The sequence below is a fragment of the Propionispira raffinosivorans DSM 20765 genome (assembly GCF_000381065.1).
Taxonomy (GTDB): Bacteria; Bacillota; Negativicutes; order Selenomonadales; family Selenomonadaceae; genus Propionispira; species Propionispira raffinosivorans.
On record NZ_KB905859.1, the window covers coordinates 1 to 18,276 of the forward strand.

18 protein-coding genes and 1 tRNA gene are annotated in these 18,276 nt (G+C 38.0%); 4 read left to right on the plus strand and 15 right to left on the minus strand.

What is annotated here, in order from left to right; genetic code table 11:
* The 6 genes from F606_RS0114765 to F606_RS0114795 form a co-directional block, all read right to left on the minus strand.
* On the minus strand, window positions 1-218 hold a 218-nt coding region (locus tag F606_RS0114765; protein ID WP_019554660.1), incomplete at its 3' end, for a transposase.
* Between the two features lie 157 nt (window positions 219-375).
* Entirely contained in the window at window positions 376-1,674 is a 1,299-nt protein-coding gene (locus F606_RS0114770; RefSeq protein WP_019554661.1) for a PTS transporter subunit IIC, read from the minus strand.
* Between the two features lie 366 nt (window positions 1,675-2,040).
* Entirely contained in the window at window positions 2,041-2,334 is a 294-nt protein-coding gene (locus F606_RS0114780) for a PTS sugar transporter subunit IIB (protein ID WP_019554663.1), read from the minus strand.
* 354 nt (window positions 2,335-2,688) lie between these two features.
* A complete protein-coding gene (locus F606_RS0114785; RefSeq protein ID WP_019554664.1) occupies window positions 2,689-3,177 on the minus strand; it encodes a PTS sugar transporter subunit IIA in 489 nt (162 codons plus the stop codon).
* Between the two features lie 105 nt (window positions 3,178-3,282).
* Window positions 3,283-4,620, minus strand: a complete 1,338-nt coding sequence (locus F606_RS0114790) for a RuBisCO large subunit C-terminal-like domain-containing protein (protein ID WP_019554665.1) — start codon at window positions 4,618-4,620, stop codon at window positions 3,283-3,285.
* 78 nt (window positions 4,621-4,698) lie between these two features.
* Window positions 4,699-5,751 (minus strand): alcohol dehydrogenase catalytic domain-containing protein, encoded by a 1,053-nt coding sequence (locus F606_RS0114795; protein WP_019554666.1) that lies wholly within the window; start codon window positions 5,749-5,751, stop codon window positions 4,699-4,701.
* A gap of 529 nt (window positions 5,752-6,280) precedes the next feature.
* Between F606_RS0114795 and F606_RS0114800 the strand changes: the two genes are divergently transcribed.
* Both F606_RS0114800 and F606_RS23845 read left to right on the plus strand, forming a co-directional pair.
* A complete protein-coding gene (locus tag F606_RS0114800) occupies window positions 6,281-6,877 on the plus strand; it encodes a biotin transporter BioY (RefSeq protein ID WP_019554667.1) in 597 nt (198 codons plus the stop codon).
* Window positions 6,878-7,090: 213 nt separating this feature from the next.
* Window positions 7,091-7,213, plus strand: a complete 123-nt coding sequence (locus F606_RS23845) for a hypothetical protein (RefSeq protein WP_281166776.1) — start codon at window positions 7,091-7,093, stop codon at window positions 7,211-7,213.
* 48 nt (window positions 7,214-7,261) lie between these two features.
* Here the strand turns inward: F606_RS23845 and F606_RS0114810 are convergent, their stop codons facing one another.
* The 7 genes from F606_RS0114810 to F606_RS0114835 form a co-directional block, all read right to left on the minus strand.
* Window positions 7,262-8,710, minus strand: a complete 1,449-nt coding sequence (locus F606_RS0114810; RefSeq protein WP_019554669.1) for a multicopper oxidase family protein — start codon at window positions 8,708-8,710, stop codon at window positions 7,262-7,264.
* Window positions 8,711-9,133: 423 nt separating this feature from the next.
* The gene (locus F606_RS23520; protein ID WP_154651179.1) at window positions 9,134-9,274 is read right to left on the minus strand and encodes a hypothetical protein; all 141 of its coding nucleotides are present in this window, start codon (window positions 9,272-9,274) and stop codon (window positions 9,134-9,136) included.
* Window positions 9,275-9,388: 114 nt separating this feature from the next.
* Window positions 9,389-9,464: transfer RNA gene (locus F606_RS0114815), tRNA-Ala, on the minus strand.
* 280 nt (window positions 9,465-9,744) lie between these two features.
* Window positions 9,745-10,641, minus strand: a complete 897-nt coding sequence (locus tag F606_RS21250) for a serine hydrolase (protein WP_083924057.1) — start codon at window positions 10,639-10,641, stop codon at window positions 9,745-9,747.
* Window positions 10,642-10,763: 122 nt separating this feature from the next.
* On the minus strand, window positions 10,764-12,071 hold the full coding sequence (locus F606_RS0114825) for a hypothetical protein (protein WP_019554671.1): 1,308 nt from the start codon (window positions 12,069-12,071) through the stop codon (window positions 10,764-10,766).
* 18 nt (window positions 12,072-12,089) lie between these two features.
* Window positions 12,090-13,196: a dipeptide epimerase gene (locus F606_RS0114830; RefSeq protein ID WP_019554672.1), complete on the minus strand. Its 1,107-nt coding sequence runs from the start codon at window positions 13,194-13,196 to the stop codon at window positions 12,090-12,092.
* 277 nt (window positions 13,197-13,473) lie between these two features.
* Window positions 13,474-13,839: a DUF3870 domain-containing protein gene (locus tag F606_RS0114835; RefSeq protein WP_051083358.1), complete on the minus strand. Its 366-nt coding sequence runs from the start codon at window positions 13,837-13,839 to the stop codon at window positions 13,474-13,476.
* 429 nt (window positions 13,840-14,268) lie between these two features.
* On the opposite strand from F606_RS0114835, the gene F606_RS0114840 reads away from it, so the two are divergent.
* Window positions 14,269-15,045 (plus strand): helix-turn-helix domain-containing protein, encoded by a 777-nt coding sequence (locus F606_RS0114840; RefSeq protein ID WP_019554674.1) that lies wholly within the window; start codon window positions 14,269-14,271, stop codon window positions 15,043-15,045.
* A gap of 109 nt (window positions 15,046-15,154) precedes the next feature.
* Window positions 15,155-15,607, plus strand: a complete 453-nt coding sequence (locus F606_RS0114845; RefSeq protein ID WP_019554675.1) for a hypothetical protein — start codon at window positions 15,155-15,157, stop codon at window positions 15,605-15,607.
* 66 nt (window positions 15,608-15,673) lie between these two features.
* Here F606_RS0114845 and F606_RS0114850 read toward each other — a convergent pair whose 3' ends face one another.
* Together F606_RS0114850 and F606_RS21255 are read right to left on the minus strand one after the other, a co-directional pair.
* Window positions 15,674-16,960: a M18 family aminopeptidase gene (locus F606_RS0114850; RefSeq protein WP_019554676.1), complete on the minus strand. Its 1,287-nt coding sequence runs from the start codon at window positions 16,958-16,960 to the stop codon at window positions 15,674-15,676.
* 37 nt (window positions 16,961-16,997) lie between these two features.
* Entirely contained in the window at window positions 16,998-18,269 is a 1,272-nt protein-coding gene (locus F606_RS21255; RefSeq protein WP_019554677.1) for a methyl-accepting chemotaxis protein, read from the minus strand.
* Between the last annotated feature and the right edge of the window lie 7 nt (window positions 18,270-18,276).

Below are 18,276 nucleotides of genomic sequence, written 5' to 3' on the forward strand. Positions count from 1 at the left end.
TCTTTACGGAGTTTGATCATTTCAGCTTCATCGGGAGAACGGTTATCTTTTTCTTTGAAGGAACCTGATGTTTGATTTTGTTTCACCCATTTATCAAAGGTAGAAGGTGTCAATTCGTACTCGCGAATGATGTCCTGTCGGGGTTTATTATTTAAATATAACTGGACAATTTGGTTTTTGAATTCTTCTGTATAAGTTCTGCGTTCACGTTTGCTCATTGTAAATCTCCTCATCTTATATTGAGTTTAAGTGTACTTGACCTTATTTTATCTGTCCAGTTTAGTGTAACCTATCCACCCCTTATGTTTTACATTTATGTTGTTGATATTCAGATTATAGCGTTGATTATGCTTATAGTCTGAACGGTTCGATTGTTTAGAACATATATTGTGCTAAACCAAGGAGGTTTCCAATCCAACCTACCACTGTACAGACAACCATTTGGTCCCATTCAGCTGTCGTTTGCGCAAAAGCAACCATTGGACCAAGCATTGGGAAGAAAAGAGATCTTCCCAATGTTGCAGTAAAACCGAAGAACATTGCACCGACTATAGCAGCTTTTTTACCACCGAATTTATTGGCAAAAATAGCTACAACACCGCCGCCAAAGAAATTTTCATAGGTTACCATTAATATTGGAACAGTCATATCAAATCTCATTAAAATGGCCATACTAATAACAGAACAAATCTGAGCAATAACAAAACCAATCAGCAAAGAGTTGGCACCGTATTGGAAAAAAACGGGGCAGTCAAAAGCTGGTATAGCACCGGGAACTAGTTTTGTGGAAATACCTTGGAAAGCCGGGGTGATTTCAGCAATAAACATACGAATTCCGTAAAGAAGAGCCATAAGACCAGCGGAGAAACCAAACCCAGAAAATATAGAAAACATTATCCAATTCTTTCCACCACTCAATGTCATAACAAAATCTTTACCTACGATTAGTGACAAGCCCACATACATAACTGACATAGTGAGAGCCACTGTGATAACAACTTCTTTTAGGAAAGATAAACGTCCGCTCAATTCGATATCTTCAAAGCTGTTATTGGGGTCCCCTATTTTGCTTCCGATCCAACTACCGATTAAGGCACAGGAACTGACACCATGTCCGAAGGCTATGGGAGCCCCTCCCGTTAGTACTTTGGTATAGGGTTGAAGCATATAGGGGAACACGACTTGGTATGTCCCAACAATAACGCCGCCGATTAAGATAGCCGTAGTACTTGCAATACCCAGGTAGTTCATCAGCACTGCACAAACACAGATGCATGTCCAATGTGACCAATGACCGGTCAGGTAGATAATTTTCATCCTTGTAAATCGCGCAATTAAGATATTTACGACATACGCTAAACCGAGCGTTAATGCCGCCGCGCTCATAACATTATCATATGAGGCAATGATAGGAACCCTGGTTGCACCCTCCAATACGTTCGAAGCACCTACAATTTGCAAAGACATTTTTGTGAAAATGTCAACTTGAGCACAAATTGCATTAAGCCCGAGGGTGAAAATGGTCATCCCTACATAAATCTTAATAACACCTGTCATAACTCTTTCAATGGGTTTCTTTTGGAGAACTAAACCAATAAGACCAACTAATGCCATGACCACTGCAGCCTGAGTTAAAACCTCGTTAGCTAAAAATTCCATGATTGCACTAACCATAGTTTTCTTCGACCTCCTCTTTTTATGGGTATCGTAGATTTGTAGTGTTTCTTCTTTAACACTGTACCTGCTTTAATCATTAGAATATTCTGATATTTATATAAAGTTTTATGGTTATTTTTGAGAGCCACTATGTAATCCGCCTTCCTTTGTGTATTCAGCGCAGCTACCATAACTCTCAGTACTTCTAGTGTACTAACACATTGATATTTAGTTTTGTATTTTTGGCTCACTTTATATGCTGCCAGTATATTAAAATTTAATTTATTTAAAAGTCAATGTGTCAGTACACTAGAGATTTTCCGGGTTTTCAAAACATTCTCTTCATGCTTTTTGCCGTGATATCACCCTGTCAAGACAAGATTTTTAATCAATAACACCAATATCTCTAAGTTTTGATTCAAGTTCCCCTTTTCCGTAAAAATCTTTTATTGCTATAACCGGAATTTTTCCTTCAAACCTGTCGTTCATTTCTTTTTCAAAAGCGCTAGAAGTCACCACTAAAGTAAGACCGTTGGGAACACTCCCCGAATCAACGCATTCGATATTGGAAGATATTTTTTCCTCTTCAAGGATACTTTCCAGAAGAATCTTCAGGAGCAGGGAACTTCCCATTCCGCATCCACAAATACAAGCACCGTTTACTTTTTTCCAAGCCATGATTTTTTCCTCCTTATTTAATGTTATTTCTTAAATGCTCAACTTTCATTACGTGCTGGATTTCAAAAATTGAATATGCTTAAGCATCTCATAAAATCAGAAATCGTCAAGAATATGGATTTTCCCTCTTCCTTGTTTATAAAAGTGCTATTCCGTCTAATTTTCCAACACCGCAATTAAGTTGAGCTTATATGTTTTTTGCGTTGTTCAATGAAGTTGCTGACCTAGATTGGACAATTGCTTTAAAACAATTATTGAATATCTTTAACGATGTCAATAAAAATGTTTACAAGACGGTTTCGTCTTTTTATCGAAAAAAACTATACAGACGATTGTCTGCTTTTCCTAGTTATATCAAGATGGGGCTATTTCTTGCTGTGAAAGTAAAGTTTCGTCAGAGTTAAATATTTTCATGATATCATTTGCAGTCTGGGCACACTTGATCACTTCCAGAATTTTTTCTTCCTTTAAAATATTACAAATATCAGCAAGAGCTTCAACATGTCTTTCTTTAGCTGGTGCACTTAAACCCATTACCACATAAACGGGATCATAATTCTCATGACCAAACTTAACAGGGGTTTTCAGGGTGATCATACACATGGCTACTTTCTTAGCACCGTCTTCTGGTCGAGCATGGGCCAAGGCAAAACCTGGCATCAATACTATATATGGACCATACTTTTTAACGTATTTTATCATCCCGTCAATGTAGGAGCTTTCGACATCACCGTTCTCAAATAGTATATTTCCCACTTTCCTGACCGCTTCTTCCCAGTCCTGGCACTCAATTTGTGTACGAATAGTCTTTTCATTTAGATACTTCGTCAAGTTCCCTAACAAAACAAATCCACCTCTTTTCTATGTCTATTAGAATATATTTTGAAGGCTAGTACCCCCGGAGACCCAATTCGCGGCACTCCGGGGTAGTAGCCAATCCAAACTTAGTTAAATAGCATAGAGGTTTTTCAGATTTTCTTCTCCATAAATGCCCCATTTATTAACAGCAGCCTCTAATTCTTTATGATCTTTAGCGGCTTCTCTCAGGCTTACACCTTCCATACAAGCATCAATAGCCTGACGTAGCGCTTTAGCACCATCTACAGGTCCAGTTGGGAAACCATGCACGGAAGCACCAGCTCCTAACAATACATCATAACCCGTATCTTGCATAATAGTTGGAATCAATCCTGGTATTACTCCACCACCAATAAATGGTAATGAAGCTTTTAGATCATAGAACTTGCCTTGACAAATTTGAATACTACGTATATATTTACTCTGAATATTATCAAATTTACCATAAGGACACTCGATAAGAATAATATCAGCTCCGCACATACGCAATAGCTTGAATAATACATTTGAACTTACTCCCTGATATGGGGAAGTTTTCAGAGCTCCGCCGTAGCAGGTATGAGCCAGGATGGGAACATTAACATCCGGATCTTCTGCCAATGATCTCAGTGCTGATAAACCAATGCCAAAAACGTCTACCATAATCGCATTAGCACCAGCTTTAATAGCTCGCATGGCATTGTCTTTTAATTTATGAACTTCATCAGTGATATTTACGGTATACATAGTAGTTTCGCCTTTAATCTTATCAGCTTTGGCTGCAGCCGCCATGTTCAGCTTCACACGATCTTCAAGTTTGTTGAAAGCTCTGTCTCCCGAAATCAGTTCGTCATCCTTAATAATATCCACACCGCCTATTGCTGCGTCATAAAAGAGTTTTGCCCCTACCTCTGGTGTATATCCTGTGCAAGGTTTGATCATATTATTTAACAGTGGTCTGTCTTTAACACCTAAGATCTTCCTGATACCCGCTATACCAAATTTAGGTCCTTTGAACTTAGCAACAAACTTAGCTGGAAAATCGATATCCAATAGCCGTAAATATGGCATAGATGTGATATTGCCAGTAATTGTGGCAAATAAAAGAGGCATATTGTCTTCGATATTTATTTGAGGAAAAGCGATTCTGATTACATAGAAGCGCATATCACGATCAGCTAAGTCCTTTTTCATATAGGTAAAATTTTCATAATCAGGTACTTCAAAAACAGAGAGAGTTTTAGCAGCATATTTTGCTCTAACCTCGTCTGTCTCTGCTTCTACATCAGTCCAAGACCCCGTGGTTTGCTCTATGCCAATGCTGGCTGCTTTAATAATCGGGTCCTCGTCCTTTTCAGCGCCAATCAGATATGTGGCAACACAGTAATCATCTAAATTAATTCCTTCAGTCATTGGGTTTAATAGTGGGCTATACAACCTGTTCATCATAATTTTTTCCTCCTAATTTTTATTTATTTATTTATTAAAACCATAAGCAAATAAAAGATGGCCATTTCCCATATTCACTTACGGATTTATAACAACCTTCAATACTTTTCCCGATTCGGCCAGAGCCATGGCTTGATCGAAATCATCCATTTTCATTTTTGTTACAAGTTTCGATAAATCAATTTTATTTTGAGTAATGAGCTCAATAGCCTTAAAAAAGTGATGCGGACGAGAAATATAAGTGCCATGTAAGGTAAGCTGGCTGTAATGCAAAACATTACTGTCCAGTTGAATCATACGATTTTGGTCAGGGAGCCCGCCAAAGAAAATCACATGTCCTCCTTTGCGAACATAGCTGAATGCCTGTTCCTGTACAGCTTTTACTGAACATGCTACGATCACAATATCCGCGCCTCTTCCATGTGTAACCTTTTTGATAACATCTACCAGGTTTTCCTTCTTTACGTTGACTACAATGTCCGGCGAAGCTGCCGCTGCGACTAATGCCAGCCTTTCTTCAAACACATCAGCAATAATTGTAGTTCCAATACCATTTAGTTTCAGGTTAGCGATATGGAGGGCACCAATTGGTCCTGCTCCGATTATTACGGCTGTATCATTGGAATCGAATGTAATGTTATCATGTGAATTCATTACCGTTGTCAGAGGCTCAGCTAAAGCCGCTACATCAATATCAACATTATTGGTAAGCTTTTTAACCGGACCTTTTTCAATAAACATATGAGGTACTGCAACATACTCTGCGAAACCGCCGGGAAAATCTACAGGTCCATTACCTAGACACTTAATATCAGAGCAAAGATTTTCCTGTCCTTTTTTACAGAAATAACATTCACCACACGATGCAGTTGACCCCACAGCAACCTTATCGCCGACCTTATAGTCTGCGTGTAAAGTACTGCCAACTTCCGCAACGACTCCGGTAATTTCGTGCCCCATAATGACGGGGTATTGCTTTATTTTGCCACTACCATTGCGGATAGTCCTGATATCAGAGCCGCAGAGACCACATGCACTCACTTTTAATAAAAATCCATCAGATGGACATTTTGGTACAGCAATCTCGCCAACTCTTACTTTATTTGGTCCTTCTAATAAAACTGCCTTCATATTGAACCCTCTCCTAATCGAAATAATTTTTTCTTAATGTTCTGCATATTTATATATGCAATTTCAATGCCAAAAAATGCGATAAAATGTGATGTCCGTTTTTAACTGGCTGATATTGCGGAAAAAAACAAAAAAAATATCTGTTCCCCTTTTATAGAATGTCTTATGGAAACAGAATATTTCATGCTATTTTCTGTTTTTCCGAATACCAATACTATTTCTCGCACTTTTTTATCAGATCAATATGAGGTTCTGTACACGTATAGTTTAAAATTCCGGTAGAAATTCAGACTACCAAATTAAGTAAGCGTCAAAATACATTATGCACCAGTAAATGCTAAACTATCATAATAATCGTGTTCAGAAAATGTCTTGATTTATGGTACCATTATAGGATTGGATTGCCACTCAGACCAGATTTATGCACCAATTTATGCTGGTAAATATCAGTAAACTATAATTTAAAAACAGGTTGACAATTAAAGTGTAAAAGCGTATTCTTATAAAGTAATTTTGTGGAGGCGATAAAATGAAAAATTTAAAACTTAAAGAAATGACACTCTGCGCACTTTTTATAGCGCTCGTGGCTATAGGTGCATTTATCAAGATTCCCGTTGGGACGGATATATTTACCCTGCAGTTTCTCTTCACCCTGCTTGCAGGTTTATTACTCGGCGGTAAACTTGGCGCAACAGCCGTTGGCGTCTATGTGCTTTTAGGGCTCATTGGTGTACCTGTTTTCGCCGAGGGTGGTGGTCCTGGCTATATCCTGCAACCGACCTTTGGCTACCTGGTCGGTTTTATACTGCAGGCATGGTTTACTGGTGTCATGGCACGTCGCGATCAGAATATCACACTATATAATATGCTTGCCGTAAATCTCGGTGGCATGATCATTGTCTACATATTCGGACTCATTTACTTTTATATCAGCTCAAACTATATAATCGATGCGCCAATTGCCTTTTGGCCGCTTATACTGTATAGTGGTATTTTGCAAATTCCAGGAGATTTTTGTCTGTGCTATCTCGCCGCATTTTTGAGTGTACGTTGTTATAAAGCAAGCCTCTGGCTGGATATACAAAAAAATAACGAACCTATAAAAATCGAAGTAAAGGAAGTATAAAACATGGGGAAATGTATCACTGTCACAGAACCCGATATTGGAAAAACATATGAACAGGTCTTCTCGTAAAAAAGTTCAAGCTACGCGTACTCACACCATCGTTGATGTCGGTCTGGGCACAATCAATACTGCTGTACTCACCATAGAACATCTTCACACACGTAAAATTTCTGTGCAGGGAATCATTCTGAACAATTTTCATTTGGGCGACCTATGGAAGAAGACAACCTCAAAATGATTGAAGCAATCGCCAGCATAAAAATTGTAGCAACCGTCAAAAAAGGTGATACAGAACTTGCTATGGATACAGATAACTTAGCAGCACTTTATGCATAAAAAATCACCATTGTAGATTTTACCGAATATACAATGGTGACTTTTTATTTATTTAGCTTCAATCATTGTCATCATTCCACCATCTTCATGATCTAAAATATGGCAATGCAGCATCCAAGTCCCTGGCTCTTCCATTTTAAATGCAACATCTACATATTGTCCTGCTGGAACATTGATCGTATCTTTCCAAGTTTCCCGTTCCGGAGGTGCTCCATTCAAAGAGACAACTTGAAAATAGGTTCCATGCAAATGTATTGGATGATCCATTGGATGCATACCCTGGGTATCTTTATTCCAAAAACGAATTTTTACGACTTTTCCAACAGTTACTTGCAACGGGTCTGTCTCTGGGAAAACCTTTCCATTAATCGTCCACTGCATCCCAGACATCGACATATTCATTGGCATGTCTTTAGATTGCATGCCGTTCGTAACCATTCCAGATTCGCTGTTCATCATATGATTCATGCCCGCCATATCGTGCATTGCACCTGTCGTTCCTGTATGATCTGACATCTTGGTCATCATCGTTGAGCCCAGTTCCAAAACATAATCTGGTGTTTTTTCTGCTATACCTGGAAAGCTTTTGCTTGCTGGAGATATAAAGGGGGAAACCACCTGATGGACTGCTTTCCCTTTATATTCTATCGGAATATTGATTCCAAGCGCTGGTCTATCACTAGTCAAATGATATACTTGCCCTTCTTTTCCATCTGCTGCAACTTCAATATCAAGTCTTTCTCCAGGTGCCAAGGTAACTTTATCCGTCATATATGGTTCTACTAACGGATGTCCATCCGTATGTGTTACCCGAAAACTATGCCCATCTAATTGCAAGGTATGATAAGCGGCTGTTGAAGCATTAATAAATCTTAATTTATGCAATTCACCTGGTTTAAATACTAATGGTTCAATTGCTTCGCCCGTTTTGCCGTTTACCGTTTCAATATTTCCATAGCGCTCCATAGTTCCACGGGCTGTTCCTGTCAAACGATTACCATTTTCGTCTAAATACCAATCATCAAGTACCAAAATATGATCTCCACTATATTTATCATCCGCATTTGTTTTTACAATAAACGGAGCATACAAGCCCATATCAACCTGTGTTAATACAGGCCGATAATGTGAATGATACCAATACGTTCCAGCTTCTTTTGCGGTAAATTCATAACGAAAAGAAGCTCCTGGTTCTATAACGCGGTTAGGACCATCCTGATCGTTCGGTACAACTAAACCATGCCAATGAATATTTGTCGTTACTGGCAAATGATTTACACCTTCAACAATAACATTTTCGCCTTCATGAACCACAATCGGGGTACCCGGAATCGTCCCATTATAGGTCCATACAGTTGTCGACAGACCCGGTTTCAATTCCCAGACACTTTCTTTGATATCTAATTTAATATCCGCTGCCTGTGCCGTTGCACTTAATGTAAATACTACTAGAGCAGCCGTGGCTAGACAGCTCCACCATTTTTTACCATACACCATACATGCACCCCTTTTTTCTGTTTATACTTTTAATTTAAGTCTTATTCACGTATATTCGCTATTTATAAATAAACCCCTGCGTCTTTTACTTTGCTACCATATTCTTGATAATCCCCATTGTATTTTGGTTCTATAATAAATGTTGGGGTAAGCAAAAAACAAATTACTTACCTCAACATCTATTATAGAACCCGATTGAGCCCTTAAGTACATCTTTGCTTCTCCAACATATAATGCAGAAAAAAAATAAACCTGGTTTTACATGTTTCATTTGATATGAATATTACTTTTTTGAACTAAAAAATTGTATGGATTGTTGTAAGGTATCGGCAATTATAGACAAAGCATGACTATTTTTAGCTATTTTATGAACAGTTGTATTTCCGTTACGGATAGCATCTGATACATTACCATTCACGCTAGTCACAATATGGTTAATCCACCCTTTAGACAGCCAAGACGAGCGAAGTCCTCTTTTTCCTCATAAAGCCGACTTGCATGCACCGCCAATTGATGTAAACGTTCTGCGGATGGGCGGACTGATTGGAAAATGTTTGTCAACATAAATTAAGGCACAATAGAGATTAAGCTGCTCCGCTTAGTCTCTATTGTGCCCATATGTGCCATATCCATGACCACTTGACGGTGTGCTGCATACCGCACAACCCTTGATTTCATTGGTGGAGATGAGGGGGTTCGAACCCCTGACCCCTTGAATGCCATTCAAGTACTCTCCCAGCTGAGCTACATCCCCAATAAAACTATAAAATATTCTAAGCCCAGTGCTATAAGGCTTACAACGATTTTCATTATACATTATATGGCTATAGAACACAATACCCCCTATATAATTAGTTCTTTTTTTCAGCGCTCAAGCAAGGTCATCCATGAATTGAATGACCTTACTCTCCTAAAATATTGCATTTTTTTCGGTGTACGATGTTTCTATACTTTTCTCATTTAGGATACTTATTATTTAGCAAACTATTTGCTTCTTTGCGCCATCCATGGGATGTCTCTATTGGCCGTTTTGTTCAGCGGCCAATCTTATCATAAATTGCCAAAGATAAAGATGACATATCATATAATACATGCGGTTCATCTTTCACATTTTCAGCCATAATACAGAGAATATAGTCACTACTATGACCATATATAATGCCGCAATCATAATACATGCCATCTAATTCCCCTGTTTTATGGGCTATCTTCAAATCATGAGGTATTTGCGCCGGAATTACTGTATTATCTTCTTGTCGAAGCATAATAGCAAGCATAGCCTTATCACTGGCTGGATCAAGACATTTTGAAGTATAGAGTTTTCCCAATATATTCGCCATATCTGTTACCGAAGTATAATTTTGCCGACCTTGCTTAACAGCTTCAAAGTCCATCATTTTCCTTTGCAAAATTGTATCTTGACAGCCTAATTTTTGAATCATGGCGTTGATATTTTCCATTTTTAATTTATCAATTAAAATATTAGCTGCAGTGTTATCACTCTGAACAATCATCAAATCCAAAATTTGCCCTATTGTCAGCACCGTGCCATCTGGCAGATTGTAAACAGATCCACCCTCAACTGCTTGTGCATGTTTAATAACGATTTGTTCATTAAAATTGAGTTTTCCCTGATTTTTTTGATTAAATGCTTCAATCATGATCGGAATTTTAATTAAACTCGCCGAAGCCATTTTATGAGAATTTAATACGACTGCCTTATCATCAACTTTTAAATTTTTTATATAGACCGCATATTTTACATTTTTCTCTATTGGTATCGTTGACACCTGTTTACTTAACCATTTTTCAGACATTGGCTCTGCTGCACCAGCTACTTCGGGCAAACTCAACCCGATCAAATATATAAATATGAAACATGTGAATATTGACAGTATTACGTTTTTACCTACCAGAAACTTCTTCATCATAATTTTCTCCTCATATAATATATATTTAAGTTCAACTATTGAACTCAGTGATTATGTGAAACGACTGAATTAAACCCAATCCTAACGTTACTCACTCAAATATAAATCAAGATATCACTTATTTACGAAAATAGATTGGCATAAATAATAAGAAATACAATTTGCATGGATGCCACGATAACGCCATTTTTAATCATAGATTTAATATCCTTCGATTCGGCAAATCCCATCGAACTAAACATATTAGAACCTGGATATACGAAATTCGCCACCCGAGTAGCTACCACCAGCCCCACTGACCAAGCAGCCATCGATACACCATATTGCGTTACCAATGTACCAAACATGTCATTGAGCATTTTCATTACGGCAACCGTAGCCCCCGTTAAACCAAAAGCACCCGTCAAGCCTCCAATAATCGCAACAAAAGGTTTACCACCCATATTAACTAAAGGTTGCAAAATAAGCCCCAAAGCTTTAAATCCTCCAGCCTGTTCAATAAAATTCATAAATGGTTCCAAAAAAAGAAATAGAATAAATAGCCCTACATTACCAGCCATACCTTTGACAACCAGCTTGAAAATTTTATCAATGTTTAACCCACCGACCAGACCTGTAATGATTGATAAGCCAAGCATAACGACAATAACGTAGGCCGTACCCGCTTTCATTATAATGCCATATACAACAGCCGCAATAAATGCAAGTATAAAAATAAGACTTGAATAATTTTGTCTCTTCGTAGGCGTAAATTGCTCAACATTTTGCGGAATATCATAATCATTTTTTCCTTTTGTTGTTTTTTGAATGCGATGCACCACAATCCAAGTCGTGACTAACGTTACAAGTGCAATTGGCAACGCAACCTTTAAAAGCATTTCACCATAACTTGTATGTGTTAACCCTAGTAATGCAATAACCGGTGGTGTAAAAGGTCCTAAAATGAGTGCTTCTTCGCCACAGGCTTGAAACAGTACACCCACCGTACTACGAGTCAAACCCGCCGCTGCAGCAATAGGCAATATAATCGGTGCTAAAATAGCATTGCCACCAGCCATAGTACCAAGAAGTCCGACAACCACAAGACAAGCCAGCATCATACCCAGCATTGCTTTGTTTTCGGTATCAACACCTATACTATAAATGATTTTGTGTACGAGTGTATGACTGACCTTTGTCTCTGTCAGAACTTCTCCCAGTCCACGTCCCAGCATGATAATCAATCCAACTAAAGCCAAGAAAGATCCCATGGCATTGGACATAACAGTTGCGAAGGACACGAGGGTTTGACTGGTAAGAATGGCCCCGATAATAACACATAAAACCGTAACTGGCAAAGGATCCATATCACGAAAAACCAGAACAACATATACTAAAAGTGGCAATAACCCAAGTAGTCCCCACAAAATACTAAATTCTTCAACTCCCATAAAAGCATTCAGTCCTTTCTATTTTATATTTTTATTATCAATTTCTTGCCAGTCTTCGATCGCTGTTATCCCCAGCCCAGGAGTATTGGACATTAAAATCTGATTTTTGCAGAAAGCTACCCCCCCTACTACTGGATCTGAGGCTAATAATACTGCTGCATCCAGATCTGCCTTTGTGATGATTTTTTTCCCAGCTGCTATACTTGCTGCTGCGCTAATGCCAACCTTACTTTCAAGCATACAGCCCATCATACACTGCACCCCCATAGTTTCAGCCATGTCCGCAATTTTAATGGCATTATGCAGACCACCTGCTTTCATTAATTTGATATTAATCAAGTCACAAGCTCGCATCGACAAAAGTCTAAATACCTCATAAGGACCAAAGGCTGCTTCATCTGCCATAATATTGGTTTCCACATGATCTGTTACATATTTTAGACCTTCAAAATCATGAGCTTTAACTGGTTGTTCAATGAATTCAATATCCAGCCCAAGATCTTCAAATTTGTGAATCGTTCGAACCGCTTCTTTTGGATTCCAGCCTTGATTTGCATCCAGTCGAATTTTAACAGCATTGCCTACTGCTTCGCGTATGGCCTTTACTCTTTTAATATCTAAATCTGCATTGGTGCCAACTTTCAGTTTTAGTTCGGTATAACCTTCTGCCAATGCTTCTAAGGAATCTGTCACCATTTCTTCGGGAGCATTTACACTGATCGTCAAATCCGTTGTCATACTACTACTGTATCCCCCAAATAGTTTATACAAAGGAATTTTATGCAGTTTGCCAAACAGATCATAAATAGCAATATCAATAGCCGCTTTAGCGGAATTGTTATGCAGCATGGATGCATCTAGATCCGTCATGATTTTTTCAATATTTTCTATATCCATGCCAATGAGTTTCGGACCTATCGTATCACGAATAGCTGCTACTACTGAGTCTTGGCTGTCACCGGTAATAACTGCCGTAGGTGGTGCATTACCAAACCCGATATCATCAGTATCAGTCATTATTTTAATAATGATATCTTCCGCTGAATCCACCTGTCGTAAGGCCGTTTTAAATGTTTTTTTTAAGGGAATACTTACTTTGCCAATTTTAATTTCAGTAATTTTCATAATACAACCTTCTTCTCTTTTATCATTTTACTTAACCACATTTAATAATGCCAACGGATAATTACACCTGCCATAAACGAGAAAAATCCAGCAAGACAGTTCTCTCATAAGAGAACATATCTTGCTGGATTTCATTTAAGTCTACACCTGTTTATAAGCAAGCATATATGTAAATAAAGCAGCATAAATGTACAATATTCAAAAAATATATGGTATTCATTAAAACAAGGAAACATCTTTTAGCACGATAATGATTTTATCATAAAATTCAAACATATTATGATAAATCGATTTGTATTCCTTTTTGAATGCAGCTAAACTTTTTTTGTGCATCCTTATATGCTACAAAAATAGCTTTTTGTGATGATGCAAAATAGCGACTTTCAATTTCTTGTTTAACTATTTCTGCATTATCTTTTATATTTTTACCAATAAATAGGCTGCGAATAAACTTCGTTGTCGTCTGAAGTGTTGCTGAAACATCACATTGAATAATCAAACCCGTTTCCCTATCAATAACAAACCCAATAAAAAATTGTCCAAATTGAATAGTAATGGGATTATTTTGTTGTGTTTTTGCATTACCAACTACATATATTGTATTCTCACCATAACAAAATGGTAAATCAATATCTTGTTGCATAAAATTCATTCCTCACCTTAATGTTTGTTTTTCCCTAAAAAAACAAAGAAACCTCCCTTTAAAAGGTGAGGCTCCATTGCCAAACAATAATTTATAAAGTCATCGTACCAGAAATCAAAGTATTCGTCAATATAATATCTGCCTTAAACTATATTTCAACAAAAAAATACCTTTATTGAAGGCGGATGCTATACAAACAGTGAATACCCTCCGCTTCCAATAAAAATCATAAAATATTCTTTATAAAATAAATATGATAAACTAAAAGGAACGCCTACTAATCAAGCCGTTTACGCTTACCCGCAACCAATAGTTGCGGCACATGAAAAGTAGAATATATAGTGCAACTACACGTGTTTTTATATAATGAATGCGAGATATGGCTTGTCAAAGTTCATATTCTATTATAGATAAAAGGAGCAATGTCCCATGAATATTGAAATTGCCAATCGATTGGTTACTTTTCGAAAAAAAAATAATTTATCACAAGAATCCTTAGCAGAAAAGCTTGGCATTAGTCGCCAAGCTGTAAGTAAATGGGAGCGAGCCGAATCTTCTCCTGATACAGATAATCTCATATTACTAGCGAAAATTTATCAGGTCTCCCTCGATGAATTGCTATCTACCGAAGAGGAAATTTTTGAACACACGAACTCTAAATCAACTACCTCAGCAGAATCAACAATTGAAGAAACCACTCGTCAAAAATTCACGGGTATTCACCTAAAAAGTGATGATGGTGAAATCTATATTGGTCGAGATGGAATTTATGCTGCTGATGGTCAGCAAGATGACAACGTGCATATGAAAGATACGGCTCATGTTATGATTGACGGCGAAAAGTATACCTTTAAAGAAGCTCGCAAAAAATGGGGCTATAAACACCATCATTCTGCATCCTTTCCTATCATTATGTTATCTATCATTGTTTTTTTATCCATCGGCATATTTTTTAATATCTGGCATCCTACCTGGCTTATCTTTTTACTGATTCCGCTCAGTCGTGGCCTAAAAACTGCCTGGCAAAGAAAAAGCTGGTCTTTGCTGCCTTATCCTATCATGGTTACTACGCTTTACCTTATTCTCGGGTTCTCATATAATATATGGCATCCAGCTTGGATTTTATTTCTAACAATCCCACTATATTATTCACTAATTCATTATTTCCAACATAAAAAAGAGGACGTTAATAAAGTAGATCTGTGATCTACTACCCAGTCTTTCTAACTGCCATAATATCGACTTCTTATATACAAGCGGATACGAAACAGATATACTAATGGGTATCACTCAATAGATTAGGGAGAATTACTGCATGGTATTTTTAAAGAAAAAAACTTTTGAAGATGTTTATAAGTGGCGTCGCCATAATAATGGCAGTTGCTTTTATTGTTACGAAGATAAACCTGTCGCCTATGCTTTTGTTGGTGAAAAAGGCATTTGTCAAGAATGTTTAGATCAATTCAAAATTGGTCATGCTGCTACAGATCGACATGTAATCGCCTACCTCACAAAAAGTCTCAAAACGCATGAGGAAACGGTTGAATGGCTAAAAAAGAACGGCTTAAAATTGATGCCAAATGGAAGAAAAAATGATGTTCACCATTATATTGGCATCAACAATCTGGGAATTTTCAATAGTTATTGTTCCATCATTTATGATCAGGTTGCTATCTCAACCGTAGGTCCGAACACGGCAAAAAATATATTGGATAGTTATAATGATATTGAAATCTTTAACGATGGCAGCATCCGTATTCTTTATTAAAAATCTTCATAAAAACAAAAAAAGCATGTCTTGTAAAATTTTACAAAGCATGCTTTTTTTGTTTTTTCAAGAGAAAAATGCTTTTATCATATCCTCAAGCGCTTTTTGATCTTTTATACCCATCAATTCACGCACAGAATGCATCGCAAGAATCGGCACCCCAATATCCATCGTACGCATTGGTAGAAGTGACGAAACGATAGAACCAAGCGTAGAACCGCCTTTCGCGTCAGAACGATTAACAAAATGCTGATATAAAATATGAGCTTGATTACAAAGTTCTGCGGCAACAGCTATCGCTTCCGTATCACCGGCATAAGATTGATTTGCAGCCATTTTAAGAACAACTCCACCATTTAATATGGGTTTATTTGTTACGTCATTTTTTTCTGGCACGTTAGGATGCATCGCATGAGCAACATCTGCTGACAACATAAAGCCCTTGGCTACATCGGAAAAATACGCACTGCGGGAATACCCCAGTGTTTCATAAATGCGTTCGATGGTTTGCGGCAAAACAACCGATCCAGCCCCCTGCTTCGTATGACTGCCAACTTCTTCATTATCAAACAAAGCAATGATGTCTATTCCCTGATTACGTTTTCCTTCTATAATTCCGGTCAGGCAAGCCTGAACTGAAGTCAAGTTATCGAGTCTTGGTGATGAAATAAACTCATCCTTAAATCCCATAATGCATCCCATTTCGGTGGGGTATAACGTAAGTTCATAGGAAAGAATGTCTTCTTTATTACAGCCGATTTCTTTTGCGAGAAAGCCATCAAAGAAATTTTTGTCTTTCCCATCTTTTTTCAGCATTGTTGCCAATGGCAGCATATCTTTTTGTTGATTCAAGGCAACACCTTCATTGACGTTACGATTCATATGAATTGCAAGATTAGGAATGGTAAGCAAGGGGCGTTTCAGATCAACCAACTTGATCTCTGGCGAAAAAGCGTTACTGCCCTTTATTGCTACCTTACCTGCTATAGAAAGCGGCCGATCCAGCCATGTATTCAAGATAAGTCCACCGTATGTTTCTACATTGAGTTTGCCATAGGTATTTTCACCAATTGAAGCAGCAGGTTTAATACGCAAACAGGGAAAATCCGTATGTGCTGCTGCTACCCGCAATCCGTCGCGCGCCTTTTCGCCAATACGAAAAGCAATAAGCGTTGAACCATAGACAGACGTGTAATATTTTTTGCCTAATTCTAATTCCCAAACTTCGGTTGGAAGCAGTTTTATAAAACCAGCTTTTTCTAGTATATGTATGCTAGTTTCAACCGTATGAAACGGTGATGGACATGTCTTTATCAATCGTAGTAATTTATCGGCAGTTTGTTTTGTGTCCATTTGATCGGCTCCTTTTTGCATCATTCTTGAAAAAGAATTATAGCTTAAAATGGTGGATACTATTTTTCAATGTACTGGACATTGCAGCTGTTTCTTCCGCACAGCTTGAAACATTCTGCATCGCTGCTGTTTGCTGCTGGGTGGCAGCTGAAATTGATTCCGTATGTTTTTCTACTGCTTCAATAATACTGGCAAGGTTATCAATCAATTGAACAATCTGATCCGAATTCGCAACTTCTTCTGCTGCAATATTCGTAATGGCATTAATTTCTGCTGCAGTGTGCTTTACTGCCTGCAAAATCATATCCAATGCTGTTCCCGTTTGTGTAACCGCCGTTACGCCAGCTTCTACCTGTGTACTATTTTCCGCCATAGCAGTGACTACCTGAGCTGTTTTTTGCGATACGTTTTCAATTAAATGAGTAATTTCTTGTGTACCTTGGTTGGATTGTTCCGCCAATTTCCGAACCTCTTCCGCAACGACAGAAAAGCCCCTGCCATGTTCACCTGCACGAGCGGCTTCAATCGCAGCATTTAAAGCCAGCAGATTCGTCTGATTCGAAATTGATGTAATCGTATCAATAATCTGACTGATTTGCTGCGAATATTCATCTAAATCATGAATCATATCCGATGTTATTTGCGTTTGGTTTTTGATTTCATTCATCGTCTGAATTGTTTCATGCACATTATTTAAACCTTCTTGTGCCGAATTTTGCGTAGCCACGGAATCTTTCTCTGTCGTGCTAGCTTTAAGCTTGGCCATTTGAATCAGCGATGATAACTGTACCAAAGACTGTGATGCTTCCAGTACCGCTTTATTACCTTTTTCGGTTTCCCCCGACAAAGATTCCATGCTACTGGCAATTTCTTCAAATGAAGCAGTTACTTCCTGTGAGGAAGCTGACATTTCTTCCGAAGCCGCTGATAATTGGTCGCTGGCAGTTGATACCTGCCGAACGATCCGATCCTGACTATCAATCATCGTATTAAAAGAACCCGCTAATTCACCGAATTCGTCCTTTGTCTGCATGTCACTATGTGCGGTTAGATCACCTTCTCCAGCACGTTTCATCGTGTGGCGTAATGTGTCAATCGATCTTAAAATGGATCTTTCCAAAAGAAAAACGATACCAATAGCAACTGCCATTTCGATAATAAGTAAAATTATATTTTCGCTAAGTAATTGCCCAAGCAAGCTGGCATAATTTTGTCCAAGATTATTCAACATGACGGTTTGACCAACCAAGGTCAACACGATCAGCGAAAAAAAACCAATCAAAAGTTTCATACGTAAAGTAAGTTTCATGTATCAT